This is a genomic window from Burkholderia sp. HI2761 (assembly GCF_002223355.1).
GTDB lineage: Bacteria > Pseudomonadota > Gammaproteobacteria > Burkholderiales > Burkholderiaceae > Burkholderia.
Genome location: NZ_NKFN01000004.1, coordinates 1,450,374 through 1,469,954, shown reverse-complemented (window position 1 = coordinate 1,469,954; position 19,581 = coordinate 1,450,374). Strand labels below are relative to the sequence as shown.

The following is a 19,581-nucleotide window of genomic DNA, read 5'->3' as shown; positions in this document are numbered from 1 at the left end:
CGATGGCCGCCGCGCTCGAACGACCCAGCCTCACGGCGCTCGGCCAGCCCGGCGCGAGAAGTCGCGACAAGCTCGCGCGCATTCCGGTGCGCGTCGAGCCCGCGGCCGGCGCGGCGCTGCCGAAGCCGCCGTGGCTGCACGCACGGCCGATGATGAGCGCGGCGGTGGCCGACATGGCCGCCGTGCTACGCGAGCATCGGCTGCATTCCGTGTGCGAGGAGGCGATGTGTCCAAACATCGGCGAGTGCTTCGCGCAGCGCACCGCGACCTTCATGATCATGGGCGGGCTGTGCACGCGGCGGAGCCCGTTCTGCGATGTCGCGCACGGCCGTCCCGAGCCGCTCGATCCCGACGAGCCCGCGCGACTGGCCGACGCGGCGGCGGCGCTCGGGTTGCGCTACGTCGTGATCACGTCGGTCGACCGCGACGACCTGCGCGACGGCGGCGCCGCGCATTTCGCCGCGTGCATCGCGGCGGTGCGCGCGAGTGTGCCGGGCATCGGCGTCGAGGTGCTGACGCCGGACTTCCGCGGCCGCGCGGCACGTGCGCTCGACGCGCTGTCGTCGGCGTGGCCCGACGTGTTCAATCACAACATCGAGACGGTGCCGTCGCTGTACCGGGCGGCGCGGCCGGGCGCCGACTATCGCGGCTCGCTCGAACTGCTCGCGCAGGCGAAGGCCGCGCGGCCGACGCTCGTGACGAAATCGGGATTGATGCTCGGGCTCGGCGAGCGCGACGACGAGGTGCGCGACACGCTGCGCGACCTGCGCGCACACGAGGTCGACGTGCTGACGCTCGGCCAGTATCTCGCGCCGTCGGCGCACCATTTGCCGGTGCGGCGATACGTAAGCCCGGACGCGTTCGCCGCATGGCGCGACGAGGCGCTCGCGCTCGGTTTCCGGGAAATCGTCGCCGGCCCGCTCGTGCGCTCGTCGTATCACGCGGCCGACGTGCTGGAGGACGCGTAGCGCGCCGCGCGTCAGGCCGCGGCGGTGGCGTGCGCGCGGCTGATGCGACGCAGGTACAGCACGAGCCCCGCGCCCGCCAGCATCAGGCTGACCGTGTTCGCGAACCAGAAGCCGCGCGCGCCGGTCAGCCAGGCGGGCGCGATGCCGCCGACGTCGAAGCCGAGCACGTAGCCGCCGCTGAGTCCGACGCCCCACAGCGCGACCGCGTAGATCACGGTCGGCACGACCGCCACCTTGTACGCGCGCAGCACGAACGCCGACGTGACCTGCAGCGCATCGAACACGTGGTAGCACGCGACGATCGCGACGAGCGGCATCGCGGCCGCGGCGACGGCCGGGTTGGGCGTATAGCCGCCGACGATCAGCGGGCGCAGCGCGAACACGAGCACGCCGTAGGCGGCCGCGATACCGCACGCGAACATCACGCTGTGCCGGCCGAGCAGCCGGGCTTCCTCGGCGTGTCCGGCGCCGAGCGCGCGCGCGACCAGCGTCGACGCCGCCACGCCGATCGACAGCGGCGTCATGTACAGCACCGCGCCGATGTTGCCGGCGATCTGGTGGCCGGCGAGCGTCGTCGTGCCGAACTGCGCGATGAACAGCGCCATGCACGTGTACGACGTGACCTCGATCAGGTACGACAGGCCCATCGGCACGCCGAGCTTCAGGATCGCCTTCTGGCGCGCCCACACGGGCCAGCAGAAGCGCGAGAAGATCGCGAGCGGCGCGAACACGTCGAGCTTCGCGAGCAGCGCGTAGCCGATCAGCGCGAGCGCCCAGTTGATCAGCGTGCTGGCGAGCCCGCAGCCGGGGCCGCCGAGCGCCGGCACGCCGAAGCCGCCGAAGATGAACCACACGTTCAGCGGAAACTTGAGCAGCAGTGCGCCGATCTGCAGGATCATCGCCAGCCGCGGCTTGCCGGCCGCGTTGGTCAGCGCGTTGTAGATACGGAATACGAGGCTGGCGGGCAGCCCGTACGACAGGATGCGCAGGTAGTCGACGGTGCGCTCGTGCAGCGCGGCGGGTGCGTGCGCGACGCGCAGCAGCGGCTCGGGAAAATGCAGCAGCAGGAAGCCGGGAATCGAGAGCAGTAGCGCGAGCCACAGCGCCTGGCGTACTTCCTCGCCGATCTCGGCATAGCGCCGCGCGCCGTACAGTTGCCCGGTGATCGGCTGCAACGCGGACAGGATGCCGGTCAGGCCGATATAGATCGATACGTAGATCGACGAGCCGAGCCCGAGCGCGGCGAGATCGACGGCCGAGTAGCGGCCGACCATCGCGGTGTCGATCACGCCGAACGCGATGATCGCGAGCTGGCCGACCAGCACCGGCCACGCGAGACCGACGATCCGGCGGACGTCGCCGAACATCGTCAATCGGCCGCCTGGCGGCGCGGCGGACGCCGCTTGACGGGCGTCTTCGGCCGTTCGATGCGCTCGTACAGGCGGAAGCGCTCGTCGCGGTCGGCGACGCGGCGGCCTTCCCAGACGAGCCGCCATACGTATTGCGACATCGCGCTCGGCTCGCCGAAGTCGGCACGGTCCTGGCGCAGGATCACGTCGCAGTCGCCGGAGAAATCGAAGTGCATGTTGCCGAAGTACGCGAAAGTCGCGATCTGCGCGTCGCCGAGCCGCACCGGCGAGATGCACTCGTAGTCGGACGGCAGGTGCACGGCGATCTGTTGCGCGACATCGCGATAGGTCCGGCCGTAGTTGACGATCGGCAGCCACAGCGTCATCAGCAGCACCCACATCAGCGTGGTGCCCGCGCTCGACAGCACGACGCTGCGCCACAGCACCTTCGGCTGCCGCGAGACGCGCCAGCGCACGAGGAAGCACCAGCACACGGTGACGATCACCGCGCAGATGAACGACAGGATCTTGAAATGCGGCTCGTAGCCGGGCACGAGGCGCGCGAGGTTGCGCGCGAGCGGATGCGGGAAGCCGGTGAGCGACGCGAGCCACACGAGCCACACGAAGGTGCCGAGGATCGTGAAGCTCAGCACCGCGAACCAGTCGATCGCGTTGATCGCGCCGCGCTTGAGGGTCGGCAGCGCGAACGTCGCGAGCACCGCGAGCGGCGGCAGCAGCAGCATGTACATGCGGTTCGACTGCTGGCTTTGCAGGATCACGAGCGCGACGAGCGGCACGGCAACCGACAGCGGAATCGCGATGTGCGCGCGACGGCGCATGCCGGCCCAGCTCCACCACGCCCAGATCGCGAGCGGCCACGCGGGCCACGTGAACAGCGGCAGGTTCTTCGCCGCATAGCCGAGCACGGCCGTCGGCGGACCCGAAAAGCGCATCAGGCTGCCATGGATCCACTGGTTGAAGAACCAGGCCGCGTCGTCCGGCGCCGCGACGAACGCGGCGAGCGGCCATAGCGCGAAGATCGCGGCCGCGAGCGGCACGCCGACGAGCGGCAGGCGCAGGTTGCGCATCTCGGGCGTGACGAGCCACAGCGCGGCCGTGCCCGCGAGCAGCGCGACGACCAGCACCGGGTTGCCGGACAGCGCGACGAGGCCGATCGCGAGGCCCCACCACAGTGCGCCTTGCAGCGGCTTGTCGATGCCGCGCACGATCCCGTACACCAGCATCGCGATCCACGCGAACTGCGCCAGCTGCGGCGTCGTTTCGTGCCCGCGTTCCGCGAGACCGAAGCAGGCGACGAGCACCAGCAGCGCGCCGTCGCCGAGCGTGCGGCCGTAGTCGCGCGGCTCGGGTTCGCCGCCGAATGCGTATTTGAACGGTTGAACCTCGGCGCGCCGGCCGAGCAGGTAGGCCGCATACCAGACGAACGCGCACGCGACGCAGAACAGCAAGCCGGTGTCGACACGCGACGCGTTGCTCGCGTCGACCCACGGGCCCAGGCCGCGGATCGACAACGCGCCGAGCCAGTAGCCGAGCGGCCCGTCGGTCGTGATGAACTTGCCGACCAGGTTCGGCAGCAGCCAGTCGTGCCAGCTGCCCTTGGCCATCGTCCACATCACGCCGAAACCCGCCGCGTCCTCGTTTTTCCACGGGTCGCGGCCGAACAGGCCGAACGCCGCGTAGACGAAGCAGAGCGTGAGCAGCAGCCAGCGCGGCAGCGCACGCGTGGCGGAGGCGGTGAGACGGACGACAGGCTTCATGCAGATGAGCGATTTGTTATGGGCGGGCGGCCGGCGCGGTTGCGCGCGGTCGAGCCGGTTTCGAGCATCCGGCATTGTAGTCGCGCCCGCTGTTGTGCGTCAGGCCGTTGCCCGGGCGCCGGTCGGCGCCTTCCGGGCGAGCAGAGACAAAAAAGGGCAGCCTGGGCTGCCCTTTCGTGCGGTACCGGTGCGTTGCAACCACCGGATCGGTGCAAAGCTTACTTTGCAGCCTTGCCGTTGGCGCGTGCGCCGAACTTGTTCTTGAACTTCTCGACACGGCCTGCCGTGTCCATGATCTTTTGCTGACCCGTGTAGAACGAGTGCGATTCCGACGACACTTCGATCTTGGCGAGCGGGTAGGTCTTGCCGTCGAGTTCGATGTTTTCACGCGTCTGGATCGTCGAGCGCGTGATGAACTTGAAGCCGTTCGACATGTCTTGGAAGACGACTTCGCGGTAATTCGGGTGGATGCCTTCTTTCATGGTCTTTCCTTGGTGAGAGCGGTAGCCAACCCGCCGCTTGCCGTGCCGGCGTGCGCGAATTCGCGTATCACCAGACGACGCCAAGCCCGGCGCGAGCCACTTGCCTAAGGTCGAAAAACGGCGATTATGCCAGAAAATCAGACGGTTGACGAATAATTTTCATGGTGCGTCGAGCGCGCCGGTGCCGGCCGGATCCTGCCGGTAGTAGCGCGCGAGCAACCGGTACAGCTCCGGAAATTCGGACTCGAACGCTTTCGGCCGTACGAACAGCGCCTCGCTGCACACCGCGAAGAATTCCGACGGATGATCGGCCGCATAGGGATCGATCAGCGAGTCCCGCTCGAAGCGCGCCCACGCGCGGTCCGGCACCGCGTCGACGCGCCCGCAGAACTGGTCGTATGCGTGTTCGAACACGTCGGCCCACGCCTGTGCGTCGAGATGCGGCGCATGCCAGCGGCGAAAAAGGGGCGGATAGCCGTCGGCCGCGCCGTTGACCATGTCGATCTTGTGCGCGAACTCGTGAATCACGACGTTGTACGCGTCCCGGCCGTCGGTCATCTGCGCGTCTTCCCACGAGAGGATCACGGGGCCGCCTTCCCATGCCTCGCCGCTCGCATCCTGCTCGACTTCGTGGACGACGCCGTCCTCGTCCTGCACGGTCTTGCGGATCACGAATTCGCCTGGATACACGACGACGCCGACCCAGCCGTCGTACAGCGACAGGTCGAGATTCAGCACGGGCAGGCAGGCCTGCGCGGCGATCGCGACGATCATCGCGTCGGTCAGCTCGAGCCCGTGCGCGGTCGAAAACGATTTTTTCGCGACGAACAGGCTCGTCAGCTCCCGCAGCCGGCCGAGCGCGTCGGGCGGCAGGGTCGCGAGGAACGGCAGGCGCTCGACGGTTTCCAGCCACAGCGCGTCGGGAATCGGATGGCTGCGCAGCGCGCGGTCGCGGCGGCGGTCGTCGAACCAGCGGGTCAGTTTCGAAAGCATGGAGGCCGCGGATGAAAAACCAAAGCCTGTCTTTTAACTCAATCGATCTGTTTTTGCCATGCCGCGAAGAGGCCGCCGACGAGCGCCACGCCCGCGAGGAAGTAAAAGCCGTCGAGCGACGCGAGGAACGACGCCTGTTGCGCCACCATCCGCGCGATCGACGCGATCGCGAGGCCGTGCGCGTCGTTCAGCGCGTGGCCGGCGGCCGCATAGCTGCGCGTCAGCGCATCGACGGTCTGCTGGAACAGCGGATCGAACACGTTCGCACGCTCGACGAGCCGTGTCTGGTGCACGGCCAGCCGGTGCTGCTCGACGATGATCACCGACGACGTCGCGAACGAGATCGTCAGTTGCCGCACGATGTTCTTCAGCCGGTAGCCGTGCGTGTATTCGTCGATCGCGAAAATCCGGAACGTGAGGTTCGCGACCGGCAGCACGATGAACAGCAGCAGCAACCCGCGCAGCAGCAGCGGGACGATCAGCGCGGCTTCGCCGACCTGCGGCGTCATCCGGGTCATCCACAGCGCGGCCGTGACGGCGATCGCGAACCCCGGCACGACGAACCACTTCTTGTGCGTGACGAATTTCGCGTAGCGCAGGTAGGCGAACAGCGCGGTGGCGGAGATCAGCGACATCGTGCCCACGAGGCGCCCGGCGTTCTCGACCGGATAGCCGAGCCCGCCCTCGAGAAACCGCGACGTCAGGTAACTGAAGCCCGTCGTCTCGTAGTAATAGAACATGTAGAGCAGCAGCCCGATCTGGAACGTCCGCTCGCGAAACGCATGCAGCCGCACGAGCGGCGTCGGGTGATGCCACTGGTGATACGCGAACCACGCGAGCGCGCCGAGCCCCGCGATCGTCAGCAGGATCAGCATCGGCGAGCCGCTGTAGAGCTGGTAATGCACCTGCTGCAGCACGATCTGCAGCGCCCCTTGCGCGAGCGCGAACACGACGTACGGCCAGAAATGTCCGGAACCGCGTTCGTCGTCCGGCGTGCGGCCCGAATCGGGCAGCGTGAGCAAGGCGAGGATCGCGAACGCGATGCCGGCCGGCGCCGTGCACGCGAACAGTGCGCGCCACGTCGAATGCGCGACCAGCAGCCCGCCGACGATCGGCGCGAGCGCGCTGCCTAGCAGGATCATGATCAGGAATGCGCGCGTCGCGGGCGGACGTTCCTGCGGCTTGAAGCTGATCTGGATCAGGATCCGGCACGCACCCATCATCGGGCCGATGAAATAGCCCTGAAAGCCGCGCGCGAACGCGAGTTCCAGCGACGTGTCGGCCAGCGCCGCCGCGATCGCGCCGAACGAGAACATCAGCATGCAGCCCGCGACGTAGCGGCGATGGCCGAGCCGGTCGACCCACCATTGTTGCTGCAGGATGCCGAGCACGGCCGTGACCGCGTAGGCGCTCGACGACCAGACGAGTTCGTCGGGCGACGCGTTGATGCCGCCCGCGATGTAGCTCGCGAAGAACGAGAAGACGGCGTTGTCGAAGTAGTCGATGCCGGTGACGAGCGCGAGCGCCCACGGGAACAGGTCCGCGCGCAGGTTCGCGCGGCTCCACAGCGGCGGCCGGCCCGGCACCGCGTTCATTCGCGATCCTTGCGCGCGCGCCGCGTGCCGGCTTCGGCCTGCCGCTGCGCGATCAGCGCCTCGGCGTTTTCGCCGGCGAGGCGCCGTTCGACGTAGTCGATGTCGTGCTGCAACTCCTTGCGCAGCGCGACGGCTTCCTTCAGCTCGCGCTGGACGGCCGCGATCCGCCGGTCGAGCGTATCGATCTGCTCGGCCAGGCCCGCGCGGATGTCGCGCAGCGACGCATCCGAATAGCGGCGCCGGCCGTCGCCGGTTTCTTCCAGCGGGCGCTTCAGCATTTCGGTGATGCCGTGCAGCGAGAAGCCGAGCGCACGCAAGCGCAGGATGCGCGCGAAGCGCTCGAGGTCGGCTTCGTCGTAGAGGCGGTAGCGGCCTTCGCTGCGCGACGGCGTGACGAGCCCGCGCTCTTCGTAATATTTGAGCGTGCGCGGCGTGACGCCGAGCCGCGACGCGGCGTCGCTGACGGTCAACAGCGGGGTGGAGGCATCGTTCGGCATCGGGTGGACGAGATTCGGCGGGACGATGACGCGATTATAGATCAACCTGTACGTTCACGTTCAGGTTGAGATCGAAAAACGGCCGCCGGGCAGGTTGCGCGGGCGGCCGTGGCGCGGAGCGGGGGCGATCAGCCGCCGCGGCGCATCAGGTCGAAGAACTCGGAGTTGCTCTTCGTCTGACGGATCTTGTCGAGCAGGAATTCCATGGCCTCGACTTCGTCCATGTCGTGGATGAACTTGCGCAGCACCCAGATCTTCTGAAGGATCTCGGGCTTGATCAGCATCTCCTCGCGACGCGTGCCCGACTTGTTCAGGTTGATCGACGGATACACGCGCTTTTCCGCGAGACGGCGCTCGAGGTGCACTTCCATGTTGCCGGTGCCCTTGAACTCTTCGTAGATCACGTCGTCCATGCGGCTGCCGGTTTCGATCAGCGCGGTGCCGATGATCGTCAGCGAGCCGCCTTCCTCGATGTTGCGCGCCGCGCCGAAGAAGCGCTTCGGACGCTGCAGCGCGTTCGCGTCGACACCGCCCGTCAGCACCTTGCCCGACGCCGGGATCACGGTGTTGTATGCGCGCGCGAGACGCGTGATCGAGTCGAGCAGGATCACGACGTCGTGCTTCATTTCGACGAGGCGCTTGGCCTTCTCGATCACCATTTCGGCGACCTGGACGTGGCGCGTGGCCGGTTCGTCGAACGTCGAGGCGATCACTTCGCCGGCGACCGAGCGCTGCATTTCGGTCACTTCTTCCGGACGCTCGTCGATCAGCAGCACGAACAGGATCACGTCCGGGTGGTTTTGCTTGATCGCGTGCGCGATGTGCTGGAGCATCACGGTCTTGCCCGACTTCGGCGACGCGACGAGCAGGCCGCGCTGGCCCTTGCCGATCGGCGCGATCATGTCGATGATGCGGCCCGTGACGTTTTCCTCGCCGCGCATTTCGCGTTCGAGCGACAGCGGCTTGTTCGGATGCAGCGGCGTGAGGTTCTCGAACATGATCTTGTGTTTCGAGGCCTCGGGCGGCTGCCCGTTGACTTTGTCGACCTTCACCAGCGCGAAGTAGCGCTCGCCGTCCTTCGGCGTACGGACTTCACCTTCGATGGTGTCGCCGGTGTGCAGGTTGAAGCGCCGGATCTGCGACGGGCTGATGTAGATGTCGTCGGTGCTCGCGAGGTACGACATTTCCGGCGAGCGCAGGAAGCCGAAGCCGTCCGGCAGCACTTCGAGCGTGCCGTCGCCGAAGATCGTCTCTCCCGTCTTGGCGCGCTTTTTAAGAATGGCGAACATCAACTCCTGCTTGCGCAGGCGGTTCGCGTTTTCGATCTCCAGGCCATTGGCCATTTCGATCAGTTCGGACACGTGCAGAGACTTGAGCTCGGATAAATGCATACGGGGAACCCGCCAGGGAGGAGAAGCGACGAAAGAAAATAAGGGAGGAGGGCGAGCGGAAGCGCTCAGAGACTTAATGCGTCTTGCCGACGTTTTTTAATTCTAGCATAGGCCGATTCGCGCTTGAGCGAGCGATCGTCGGCTTGACGACGGACGTGTTGCCGACTGACAACACGTCCGCGGAACTGCCGGTATTACAGATGGCTGTCCAGGAATGCGGTGAGCTGCGACTTCGACAGCGCGCCGACCTTCTGCGCGGCGGCCGCGCCGTTCTTGAACAGGATCAGCGTCGGGATGCCGCGCACGCCGAATTTCGCCGGCGTGGCCTGGTTGTCGTCGACGTTGATCTTCGCGATCTGCAGCTTGTCGCCGTAGTCCTTCGCGACTTCGTCGAGGATCGGGGCGATCATCTTGCACGGGCCGCACCATTCGGCCCAGAAATCGACGAGTACGGGCTTGTCGGACTTGACGACGTCCTGTTCGAACGATGCGTCGCTGATGTGTTTGATCTGTTCGCTCATTGGGTCAATACCTCTTACGGTTCGGGGACTGCCTGCTTGCGCGTTGCGGCGTACCGGCCGCCGTGGGCTGCCGGCCGCCGCGGCAGGCCACTCCGCCTTCCGGAAAGAGGGCGTAAGCGCTGCATGCCGCGGCTCGCGGGTCGTTCGGGCGTCATATTAGCCTAAATTGCTATCTGCTGCGGGCGGCGATAGTAGCCGCTACGCGAGTAGGGGTACGACGCGACGTTCGACCGTCGTGCCACGCAGGTGGAGGCCGGTCCGCGAATTACAAGGGGCGGGCCGCATTCGACGTGTACAAGTGGACGACGTGCCGGTTTGCCCGGCGATATTCGCATTGATGCGAACAAACGGTCGCATTCGTCCGGAAGCGGTGATAGAATATGCCGTGACGGGCCTCCTCGCATGGTGGGGCGGTGAACCTGGTCAGGTCGGGAACGAAGCAGCCACAATCGTTTTCTGCCAGTGCCGAGGGTTGGGCTCGTCACCTTCCTTCTCGCCCCGTTCGTAGGGCGTTTTTTATTTCTGCGTCACACTCCGTTCGACCTGCGCCTTGCCCGTGTTCCGCACCGTTTCGCGTGTCGGCGCGACGCAGCGTTACTGATACAATTTCCCGATGACCTATCAAGTTCTCGCACGCAAGTGGCGTCCGAAGGATTTCGCTTCGCTCGTCGGCCAGGAGCACGTCGTCAGGGCGCTCACGCACGCGCTCGACGGCGGGCGTCTCCATCACGCCTATCTGTTTACCGGAACCCGCGGTGTCGGCAAGACGACGCTGTCTCGGATCTTCGCGAAGGCGCTCAACTGTGAAACCGGCGTCACGTCGCAGCCGTGCGGCGTGTGTCGCGCCTGTCGCGAGATCGACGAGGGCCGTTTCGTCGACTATGTCGAGATGGATGCGGCGAGCAACCGCGGTGTCGACGAGATGGCCGCGCTGCTCGAGCGCGCGGTGTACGCGCCCGTCGATGCGCGCTTCAAGGTCTACATGATCGACGAAGTGCACATGCTGACGAACCACGCGTTCAACGCGATGCTGAAGACGCTCGAAGAGCCGCCGCCGCACGTCAAGTTCATCCTCGCGACGACCGATCCGCAGAAAATCCCCGTCACCGTGCTGTCGCGCTGCCTGCAGTTCAACCTGAAGCAGATGCCGGCCGGGCACATCGTGTCGCATCTCGAGCGGATCCTCGGCGAAGAGCGGATCACGTTCGAGCCGCAGGCGCTGCGTCTGCTCGCGCGCGCCGCGCAGGGCAGCATGCGCGACGCGCTGTCGCTGACCGACCAGGCGATCGCCTATTCGGCGAACGAGGTGACCGAGTCGGCGGTGTCGGGCATGCTCGGCGCGCTCGACCAGACTTACATGGTGCGCCTGCTCGACGCGCTCGCGGCAAGCAACGGCCCGGAAATCCTCGCGATTGCCGACGAGATGTCGCTGCGCAGCCTGTCGTTCTCGACCGCGCTGCAGGATCTCGCGAGCCTGCTGCACCGGATCGCATGGGCGCAGTTCGCGCCGGGCTCGGTGCTCGACGAATGGCCGGAAGCGGCCGACCTGCGTCGTTTCGCGGAGACGCTGAGCCCCGAACAGGTTCAATTGTTCTATCAGATCGCGACCGTAGGGCGTGCCGAGCTCGGCCTGGCGCCGGACGAATACGCCGGTTTCACGATGACGCTGCTGCGGATGCTCGCGTTCGAGCCGACCGTTGGCGCCGGCAGTGCGCCGGGCGGCCAGCCGTCCGTGCCGCCGCGTACGGTGCCGGCCCCGCGCGCAGCCGCGGCACCGGCAGCCGCCGCGGCGAAGCCGGTATCGGCTGCGCCCGCTGCCGCAGCGCGTCCGCAAGCCGCGGCGCCGGCTGCACCGGTCGCACGTTCGGCGCCGGCGCAATCAGGCGACGAAGCCGAGCGGCCGGCCGCCCAACCGGTTGCCGTCCCGTCACCGGCAGAGTCGGCAGCACCGGCACCGGCACCGGTCACGGCCCACGCACAAGCTATCGAGCCGCCGCAGCCGGAAGCGAAGGCAGTGCCCGCAGTCGACATGCCGCCTCCCGCGCACAAGGAACCTGAGCCGCCTGCCGTTGCCGCCATGCAGCGAAACGACGAACCGGCTCCCGCGGCCGAACCGGCGCCGCGCGCTGCATCGCCCGAACCCGCCGCCGCGCGGTCGGCGCGCGCAGGCGGTGCCGCCGCCGCGCTCGACGTGCTGCGCAATGCGGGGATGCGCGTGTCGTCGGACCGTGGGCGCGCAGGCGCTGCTGCCGCCAAGCCGGCGGCAACCCAGCCGGCGGCCGACAAGCTGGCCACACCGCGTCCGGCCGTCCAGGTGCCGACGCCGCGTGCCGCTGCCCGTGCGCCGCAAGCAGCCGATTCGCGCCAGCCGTCGCCGCCTTGGGAAGACATCCCGCCCGACGACTACGTACCGCTCAGCGCCGACGAGATGTTCGGCGGTTCCGACGACGGCTTCGTGCCGGTATTCGACAGCGGTCCCGACGACGTGCGCGTGACGCCGAAGCCGGCGGACGCGCGTCCGGCCGCGCCGATCGACTCGCGCCCGTTGCCGCCCGCGATCGCGCTCGATCCGATCGGCTTCGACGGCGAATGGCCGGCGCTGGCCGCGCGGTTGCCGCTGAAGGGTGTCGCGTACCAGCTCGCGTTCAACAGCGAACTGACGGCCGTCGATGCGAGCGCATTGAAATTGTCCGTGCCGGTGCCGCAGTATGCGGACGCCGCACAGGTGGCGAAGCTGAAGGCCGCATTGGCCGATGCGCTCGGCAAGCCGGTCGAGGTGAGCGTCGAGGTCGGGCCCGCGCGGCGCACCGCGGCAGCGCTCGATGCGGCCGCACGCGCGGCGCGCCAGCGCGAAGCCGAGCAGGAGATTCACGGCGATCCGTTCGTCCAGCAGCTCGTGCGCGAGTTCGGTGCGCGCATCGTCGACGGATCGGTGCGCCCGCTCGCCGATTCGGCGCCGGACGGCGCGCCGCCGACGCTGCATTGAACTGAGCGCCCCGCGACAGGCACAATCACGCCCCGCACACATTGGCCGGCACGCGCCGCGTGCCGGTTTTCACACGATCAAGAAGGAGTATTCCCATGTTGAAAGGCAACCTCGCCGGACTGATGAAGCAAGCGCAGCAAATGCAGGAAAACATGAAGAAGATGCAGGAGCAGCTTGCGCTCATCGAAGTCGAAGGGCAGTCGGGCGCCGGCCTCGTCAAGGTGACGATGACGTGCCGCAACGAAGTGCGCCGCGTGTCGATCGACCCGAGCCTGCTCGCGGACGACAAGGACATGCTCGAGGATCTCGTCGCCGCTGCGTTCAACGACGCGGTGCGCAAGGCCGAAGCAACGTCGCAGGAAAAGATGAGCGGGATGACGTCGGGCCTGCCGCTGCCCCCGGGCTTCAAGCTGCCGTTCTGAGCGCGGCGTCCTTGTCACCGTTTGCCGCCGTATGAAACAGCCGTCCGCCTTGTCCGCTCTCGTCGAAGCGTTGCGCGTGCTGCCCGGCGTCGGGCCGAAATCCGCGCAGCGCATGGCGGTTCACCTGATGCAGCACGACCGTGAGGGCGCGGAGCGGCTCGGCCGCTCGCTGCTGTTCGCGACCGAGCATCTGCAGCACTGCGAGAAGTGCAACACGTTCACCGAAGCGCAGATCTGCGACGTCTGCAGCGACGAGGAGCGCGATCCGACGCTGCTGTGCGTCGTCGAGACGCCTGCCGACCAGATCATGCTCGAGCAGACGATGACCTACCGCGGGCTGTATTTCGTGCTGATGGGGCGACTGAGCCCGCTCGACGGAATCGGCCCGAAGGAAATCCATTTCGACCGCCTCGTGCGGCGCGCGTCCGACGGCGTCGTCAAGGAAGTCGTGCTCGCGACCAACTTCACGAACGAAGGCGAAGCCACCGCCCACTACCTCGGCCAGACGCTCAAGGCGCGCGGGCTCGCGGTCACGCGCCTCGCGCGCGGCGTGCCGGTGGGCGGCGAGCTCGAGTACGTCGACGCGGGCACCATCGCCCGCGCGATGCTCGACCGCCGCACGATGTAAGCCGGGCGCCGCCCGCGGGCGGCGCCGTTCCTTCATGTCAGGGAGACACATGAGCGTCAGCCAGGGCCCGCTCGCGGGCGTCAAGGTGCTCGAATTCGGAACGCTGATCGCGGGGCCGTTCGCGTCGCGGCTGTTCGCCGAATTCGGCGCGGAAGTGATCAAGATCGAGGATCCGAACGGCGGCGACCCGCTGCGCAAGTGGCGCAAACTCCACCCGGAGCAGGGCGGCACGTCGCTGTGGTGGTCCGTCCAGGCGCGCAACAAGAAATCGGTCACGCTCAACCTGAAAGCCGACGCCGGCAAGGCGATCGCGCGGCAGCTCGCGAGCGAGGCCGACATCGTGATCGAGAACTTCCGTCCGGGCCTGCTCGAAAAGCTCGGGCTCGGCTACGACGTGCTGTCGGCCGACAATCCGGGCCTCGTGATGGTGCGCCTGTCCGGCTACGGGCAGACGGGCCCGTACCGCGACCGGCCCGGCTTCGGCGCGATCGCCGAATCGATGGGCGGGCTGCGTCACATCACCGGCTATCCGGATCTGCCGCCGCCGCGCATCGGCATCTCGATCGGCGATTCGATCGCCGCGCTGCACGGCGTGATCGGCGCGCTGATGGCGCTCCATCATCGCAAGGTCAATGGCGGCGCCGGGCAGGTGGTCGACGTTGCACTGTATGAAGCCGTCTTCAACATGATGGAAAGCGTGGTGCCCGAGTACGGCGTGTACGGGATGGTGCGCGAGCGCACCGGTGCGTCGCTGCCGGGCATCGTGCCGTCGAATACGTATGCATGCCGCGACGGCAGCATCGTGATCGGCGGCAACAGCGATCCGATCTTCAAGCGGCTGATGAAGGCGATCGAACGCGACGACCTCGCCGACGATCCCGCGCTCGCGCAAAACGACGGGCGTGTGCCGCGCACGCAGGAAATCGACGACGCGATCGCCGCGTGGCTCGCGCCGCGCACGATCGACGAGGCGCTCGTCGTGCTCAACGCGGCCGACGTGCCGGCCGGGCGCATCTACAGCGCCGCCGACATGTTCACCGATCCGCAGTTCGTCGCGCGCCAGATGATCCAGCGTTTCAAGCTGGCCGACGGCACCGACATTCCGCTGCCGAACATCACGCCGAAGCTGTCGGATACGCCGGGCGAAACACGCTGGCTCGGGCCCGAGCTCGGCGAGCATACCGACGAGGTGCTGCGCGGCCTCGGCTACGACGGGCAGGCGATTGCCGCCCTGCGCGAGGCCGGCGCGATCTGAGTGCACCCGGCCTGGCGCGTCGCGCCGGGCGGCCCGATGACGGGATGATGTTCCCAAGGAGATTTTCTCCGGGCGGAAAACCCGGCGGCCCGGTGTTTTCCCCAGCGCGTGGAACGCCGCCGCGCAGTGCGGCGGCGCAGCGCGTGCCCATGCGTATACCCGCCCGTCCGCGGTGGCCGGACTGTCGCTCTCGCGCCATCTTTCCTCGGTTACAATCGCCGGATGCGAATCCTACTCAGCAACGACGACGGCTATCTCGCCCCCGGTCTCGCCGCGCTCAGCGAAGCGTTGCAGCCGCTGGCCGAGCTTACGGTGATCGCGCCCGAGCAGAACTGCAGCGGCGCGTCGAATTCCCTCACGTTGTCGCGGCCGCTGTCGGTGCAGCGCGCAGCGGGTACGGGTTTCTTCTACGTGAACGGCACGCCGACCGATTCGGTGCACGTTGCGCTGACGGGGATGGCCGATGCGAGGCCGGATATCGTCGTGTCGGGCATCAACAACGGCCAGAACATGGGCGAAGACACGCTCTATTCGGGGACAGTTGCAGCCGCCACCGAAGGCATCATGTTCGGTGTGCCGGCGATCGCGTTCTCGCTGGTCGACAAGGGCTGGGCCCATCTGGCCGATGCCGCGCGCGTCGCCGCGGAAATCGTCGCGCACTACCTCGCACATCCGCTGCCCGGCCAGCCGCTGCTGAACGTCAATATTCCGAACCTGCCGTACGACCAACAGAAGGGCTGGAAAGTCACGCGCCTCGGCAAGCGTCATCCGTCGCAGCCGGTGATTCGCCAGACCGACCCGCGCGGCGAGCCGATTTACTGGATCGGTGCCGCGGGCGAGGCGCTGGACGCCAGCGAGGGCACCGATTTCCACGCCGTCGCAAACGGCTTCGTGTCGATCACGCCGCTGCAGCTCGATCTCACGCATACGCAGATGCTGCCCGCGACGCGCGAATGGGCGCGCGCCGGAGGGCGGGCTTCATGAGCGGCGAGCGCGCGAAGCGGTTCCCGCTCGCGCTCGAAGATCTCAAGCGAGCGCCACGCAAGTCGGAAGGTCGGGCCGGTGAACGCCAAGTGGCGGGCACGAAGTCGAAGGCCGCCGACAAACCCGCAGCCGTGCTGAAACCGGTTGCGGTGAAGCCGGCCGCCGTGCGGGCGCCGCTGCCGGGTATCGCCGCCGCGAAGCCGGCGACCGCACCGAAGCCGACCGTGCTGAAGCCTGCGCTGCCGAAGCCGGCTGCGCCGAGCATCGTGCCGGCCGGCGCGTTCGCGCTCACGTCGGAACGTGTGCGCGAGCGGATGGTCGAACGCCTGCGCGCGAACGGGGTGACCGATGCGCGCGTGCTGGACGCGATGGCCGCGGTGCCGCGCCACATGTTCGTGGATCCCGGGCTCGCGACGCAGGCCTACGAGGATTCGGCGTTGCCGATCGGCCACCAGCAGACCATTTCAAAGCCGTCGGTCGTCGCGCGCATGATCGAGCTCGCGATGGCCGGCCGCACGCTCGAGCGCGTGCTCGAGATCGGCACCGGTTGCGGCTATCAGGCCGCCGTGCTGAGCCACGTGGCACGCGACGTGTATTCGATTGAACGCATCAAGCCGCTTTACGAGCGCGCGAAGCTGAACCTGCGGCCGCTGCGCGTGCCGAACATCCGTCTGCACTACGGCGACGGGCGTGTCGGCCTGCCGTCCGCGGCCCCGTTCGACGCGATCGTGATCGCGGCGGCGGGGCTCGACGTGCCGCAGGCGCTGCTCGAGCAGCTCGCGATCGGCGGGCGGCTCATCGCGCCGGTCGGCGCGCAGAGCGGGCAGCACCAGGTGCTCACGCTCGTCGAGCGCGTTGCGCACGCGCAATGGCGAGAGTCCCGGCTTGATCGCGTTTTCTTTGTCCCTTTAAAATCCGGAGTGATTTGAAACCGATGAGTATGTTGCGCGCGATGCAAAACAACCGATCCAGGGAACCGCTCACGCTCGCCCAGCGCGCGATCTGTGTGGCTGCGTTCTCCACGTTACTGGCCGCCTGTGCGACGCGGCTCGACAACGCGCCCGTCGTCGACCGCTCCGGCTCGCTCGGCACGACCGCCGCCGCGCAGCCCGCGGTGCCGCTCGGCCCGCCGCCGCCGGGCTTCTACCGTGTGAAGCCGGGCGACACGCTGTACCGGATCGCGCTGGAGAACGGGCAGAACTATCGCGACATCGCGTCGTGGAACAATCTGACGAACCCGAACCAGATCGAAGTCGACCAGTTGCTGCGCGTGGCGCCGCCAGGCGGCGCCGCGGTCGCGGGCGTACCGGCTGCGGGCGCGCCGGCCACCGCGCCGATCGCCGGCGGTGCAGTCGCGACCGCACCGCTGAGCAGCGGGCCGGCCACGCCGGCCATGGGCACGTCGTCCTCGCTCGCCGCCACGCCGCCGGCTGCGGCAACCGGATCGAGCGATACGGCTGCCGCGCCGAGCGGCCCCGTGACGTTCGCATGGCCCGCGCGCGGCCCCGTGCTGAACGGGTTCGACGATGCGAAGAACAAGGGTGTCAATATCGGCGGGACGGCCGGCGAAGCCGTGAAGGCGGCCGCGGACGGCCGCGTCGTTTACTCCGGCAACGGCCTGCGTGGCTACGGCAACCTCATTATCATCAAACACGATGCAACTTACCTCACGGCGTATGCACACAATCGCGCTTTGATGGTAAAAGAGGGGGACGCGGTAACGAAGGGGCAGAAGATCGCCGAGATGGGTAACAGCGATGCCGACCGCGTGATGCTGCATTTCGAGGTTCGCCGGCAGGGTAAGCCTGTCGATCCGCTGAAGTATTTGCCGCCTCAATAACCGAGACGACCATGCCGAAATCGAAGCGCCACGAGCCGCAAGCCGAGTCTGAGAAGATCAGTCGTGCCACGCAAGCATCGGTGGGGCGAGTAGGTGCTTCGACGGACGACGAGGACGACGCCGCGGAAAACGAACGTGATCTCGATACACGCGACGGCGAAGCGGACGGTGGCGACGACGAGCGCGAAGGCCGCCAGGAAGCGGCGCCCGACGTCGACGATTTCCGCACGCTGCTGCAGGCCGAGCTCACGGCCGACACGATCCAGCATTACCTGAACCGCATCAGCGTGAAGCCGCTGCTGACCGTCGAGGAAGAGCAGCGCTATTCGCGCCTCGCGAAGGCCGGCGAATTCGAGGCGCGCCAGGTGATGATCGAGCGCAACCTGCGTCTCGTCGTCAGTATCGCGAAGGGGTACCTGAACCGCGGCGTGCCGCTGCTCGACCTGATCGAGGAAGGCAACCTCGGCCTGATGCATGCGATCGAGAAATTCGACCCGACGCGCGGTTTCCGTTTCTCGACCTACGCGACGTGGTGGATCCGGCAGAGCATCGAGCGGGCGATCATGAACCAGGCCCGCACGGTGCGCCTGCCCGTGCACGTGATCCGCGAACTGAACCAGGTATTGCGCGCGAAGCGCCACCTCGAAAAGAATTCGATGTCGACGGGCGAGGCGGCCGAGCGCCGCGAAGCCAGCATCGACGACATCGCCTATCTCACCGGCAAGACCGCCGAGGAAGTCACCGATATCCTCGCGCTCAACGAACACACGGCGTCGCTCGACGCGCCGCTCGACCTCGATCCCGCGAGCAGCCTGCTCGATCTGCTGCCCGACGACCAGAGCCAGTCGCCCGACGCCGAGGTGCAGCACCGCGAGCTCGAAACGTTGACGCGCGCGTGGCTGTCGCGGCTGTCCGACAAGCACCGGCACGTGATCGAGCGCCGCTTCGGCCTGAACCATATCGAACCGGCGACGCTCGAGGAGCTCGCCGACGAGATGGGGCTCACGCGCGAACGCGTGCGACAGATCCAGCAGGAAGCGCTGGTGCGCCTCAAGCGGTTCTTCGCCTCCAACGGCGTGCGCAAGGACGCCGTTCTGTAACCGATGACTCCGATTCTTGTTTTTGACATCGAGACGATTCCCGATGTCGACGGCATTCGCCGTCTGGAAGACCTGCCCGCGACGCTCGACGATGCCGCGGTGGCCGAACACGCATTCGCCGCACGCCGCGAGAAGACCGGCGGCGATTTCCTGCCGCACCATCTGCAGCGGATCGCGGCGATCTCGTGCGTATTCCGCGACAACAACGGTTTTCGCGTGCGCTCGCTCGGGACGCCGCAGGACGACGAAGCCACGCTGATTCAGTCGTTCTACCGCGTGATCGGGAAATACACGCCGCAGCTCGTGTCGTGGAACGGCGGCGGTTTCGATCTGCCGGTCCTCCATTACCGCGCGCTCGTGCACGGCATTCCCGCCACCCGCTACTGGGATCTCGGCGAGGACGACCGCGAATTCAAGTGGAACAACTACATCTCGCGCTATCACTCGCGGCATACCGACCTGATGGACGTGCTCGCGATGTATCAGGCGCGCGCCAACGCGCCGCTCGATGCGCTCGCGAAGCTGTGCGGCTTTCCGGGCAAGCTCGGGATGGACGGCAGCCAGGTATGGCCGGCGTTCCGGGACGGGCGGATCGACGAAATCCGCAACTATTGCGAAACCGACGTCGTCAACACCTACCTGCTGTATTGCCGGTTCCAGTTGATGCGCGGCGGCCTGACGCCGAGCGAGTACGCGGACGAGATTCTGATCGTCAAGAACGCGCTTGCGCAGGAACCGGCGCCGCACTGGGTCGAATACCTGGCGGGCTTCGACGCGTAGCGCGGGCGGCCC

Annotated in this window: 18 protein-coding genes and 1 other RNA gene; 11 read left to right on the top strand and 8 right to left on the bottom strand. The window is 67.4% G+C overall.

All coding sequences use genetic code 11. The annotated features are described in order from the left end of the window. Window positions 1–2: 2 nt before the first annotated feature. A complete protein-coding gene (gene lipA / locus CFB46_RS13640) occupies window positions 3–968 on the top strand; it encodes a lipoyl synthase (protein ID WP_089500269.1) in 966 nt (321 codons plus the stop codon). Between the two features lie 11 nt (window positions 969–979). On the opposite strand, the gene CFB46_RS13635 is transcribed toward lipA, so the two are convergent. The 8 genes from CFB46_RS13635 to trxA all read right to left on the bottom strand — a co-directional run bounded on the left by CFB46_RS13635 (window position 980) and on the right by trxA (window position 9,574). Continuing rightward, complete coding sequence (locus CFB46_RS13635; RefSeq protein WP_089500268.1) at window positions 980–2,335, bottom strand: MATE family efflux transporter; 1,356 nt, start codon at window positions 2,333–2,335, stop codon at window positions 980–982. A gap of 2 nt (window positions 2,336–2,337) precedes the next feature. After that, on the bottom strand, window positions 2,338–4,170 hold the full coding sequence (locus CFB46_RS13630; RefSeq protein ID WP_089500267.1) for an ArnT family glycosyltransferase: 1,833 nt from the start codon (window positions 4,168–4,170) through the stop codon (window positions 2,338–2,340). Window positions 4,171–4,313: 143 nt separating this feature from the next. Continuing rightward, window positions 4,314–4,577, bottom strand: coding sequence for a type B 50S ribosomal protein L31 (locus CFB46_RS13625; protein ID WP_027784600.1), 264 nt, complete (start codon window positions 4,575–4,577; stop codon window positions 4,314–4,316). A gap of 159 nt (window positions 4,578–4,736) precedes the next feature. After that, window positions 4,737–5,570 carry a zinc-dependent peptidase gene (locus CFB46_RS13620; protein WP_089500266.1) on the bottom strand — a complete coding sequence of 278 codons (834 nt, stop codon included), beginning with the start codon at window positions 5,568–5,570 and terminating at the stop codon, window positions 4,737–4,739. A gap of 38 nt (window positions 5,571–5,608) precedes the next feature. After that, the gene (locus CFB46_RS13615) at window positions 5,609–7,165 is read right to left on the bottom strand and encodes an MFS transporter (RefSeq protein ID WP_089500265.1); all 1,557 of its coding nucleotides are present in this window, start codon (window positions 7,163–7,165) and stop codon (window positions 5,609–5,611) included. Next, a complete protein-coding gene (locus tag CFB46_RS13610) occupies window positions 7,162–7,662 on the bottom strand; it encodes a MerR family transcriptional regulator (RefSeq protein WP_089500431.1) in 501 nt (166 codons plus the stop codon). Before CFB46_RS13610 ends, CFB46_RS13615 begins: the two co-directional genes overlap by 4 nt. A 128-nt stretch (window positions 7,663–7,790) precedes the next feature. Continuing rightward, window positions 7,791–9,053, bottom strand: coding sequence for a transcription termination factor Rho (gene rho / locus CFB46_RS13605; RefSeq protein ID WP_006478662.1), 1,263 nt, complete (start codon window positions 9,051–9,053; stop codon window positions 7,791–7,793). Between the two features lie 194 nt (window positions 9,054–9,247). Continuing rightward, window positions 9,248–9,574, bottom strand: coding sequence for a thioredoxin TrxA (gene trxA / locus CFB46_RS13600; RefSeq protein WP_006402348.1), 327 nt, complete (start codon window positions 9,572–9,574; stop codon window positions 9,248–9,250). Window positions 9,575–9,961: 387 nt separating this feature from the next. Between trxA and ffs the strand changes: the two genes are divergently transcribed. The 10 genes from ffs (at window position 9,962) to CFB46_RS13550 (ending at window position 19,569) form a co-directional block, all read left to right on the top strand. Beyond that, window positions 9,962–10,060: signal recognition particle sRNA small type (gene ffs / locus CFB46_RS13595), an RNA gene on the top strand. A 127-nt stretch (window positions 10,061–10,187) separates the two neighbouring features. Then, a complete protein-coding gene (locus CFB46_RS13590) occupies window positions 10,188–12,560 on the top strand; it encodes a DNA polymerase III subunit gamma/tau (RefSeq protein WP_089500264.1) in 2,373 nt (790 codons plus the stop codon). A 95-nt stretch (window positions 12,561–12,655) separates the two neighbouring features. After that, window positions 12,656–12,982 carry a YbaB/EbfC family nucleoid-associated protein gene (locus tag CFB46_RS13585; RefSeq protein WP_006482124.1) on the top strand — a complete coding sequence of 109 codons (327 nt, stop codon included), beginning with the start codon at window positions 12,656–12,658 and terminating at the stop codon, window positions 12,980–12,982. Between the two features lie 31 nt (window positions 12,983–13,013). Then, window positions 13,014–13,610 (top strand): recombination mediator RecR, encoded by a 597-nt coding sequence (gene recR / locus CFB46_RS13580; RefSeq protein WP_027784595.1) that lies wholly within the window; start codon window positions 13,014–13,016, stop codon window positions 13,608–13,610. A 49-nt stretch (window positions 13,611–13,659) separates the two neighbouring features. After that, complete coding sequence (locus CFB46_RS13575; RefSeq protein WP_027784594.1) at window positions 13,660–14,865, top strand: CaiB/BaiF CoA transferase family protein; 1,206 nt, start codon at window positions 13,660–13,662, stop codon at window positions 14,863–14,865. 222 nt (window positions 14,866–15,087) lie between these two features. Then, complete coding sequence (gene surE / locus CFB46_RS13570; RefSeq protein WP_027784593.1) at window positions 15,088–15,849, top strand: 5'/3'-nucleotidase SurE; 762 nt, start codon at window positions 15,088–15,090, stop codon at window positions 15,847–15,849. Next, window positions 15,846–16,778, top strand: coding sequence for a protein-L-isoaspartate(D-aspartate) O-methyltransferase (locus CFB46_RS13565; protein ID WP_027784592.1), 933 nt, complete (start codon window positions 15,846–15,848; stop codon window positions 16,776–16,778). The genes surE and CFB46_RS13565 overlap by 4 nt, the downstream gene beginning before the upstream one ends. Before the next feature lie 5 nt (window positions 16,779–16,783). Next, on the top strand, window positions 16,784–17,689 hold the full coding sequence (locus CFB46_RS13560) for a peptidoglycan DD-metalloendopeptidase family protein (RefSeq protein WP_089500263.1): 906 nt from the start codon (window positions 16,784–16,786) through the stop codon (window positions 17,687–17,689). Between the two features lie 11 nt (window positions 17,690–17,700). After that, entirely contained in the window at window positions 17,701–18,789 is a 1,089-nt protein-coding gene (gene rpoS / locus CFB46_RS13555; protein WP_027784590.1) for an RNA polymerase sigma factor RpoS, read from the top strand. A gap of 3 nt (window positions 18,790–18,792) precedes the next feature. Continuing rightward, window positions 18,793–19,569 (top strand): 3'-5' exonuclease, encoded by a 777-nt coding sequence (locus CFB46_RS13550; RefSeq protein WP_089500262.1) that lies wholly within the window; start codon window positions 18,793–18,795, stop codon window positions 19,567–19,569. Window positions 19,570–19,581 lie beyond the last annotated feature (12 nt).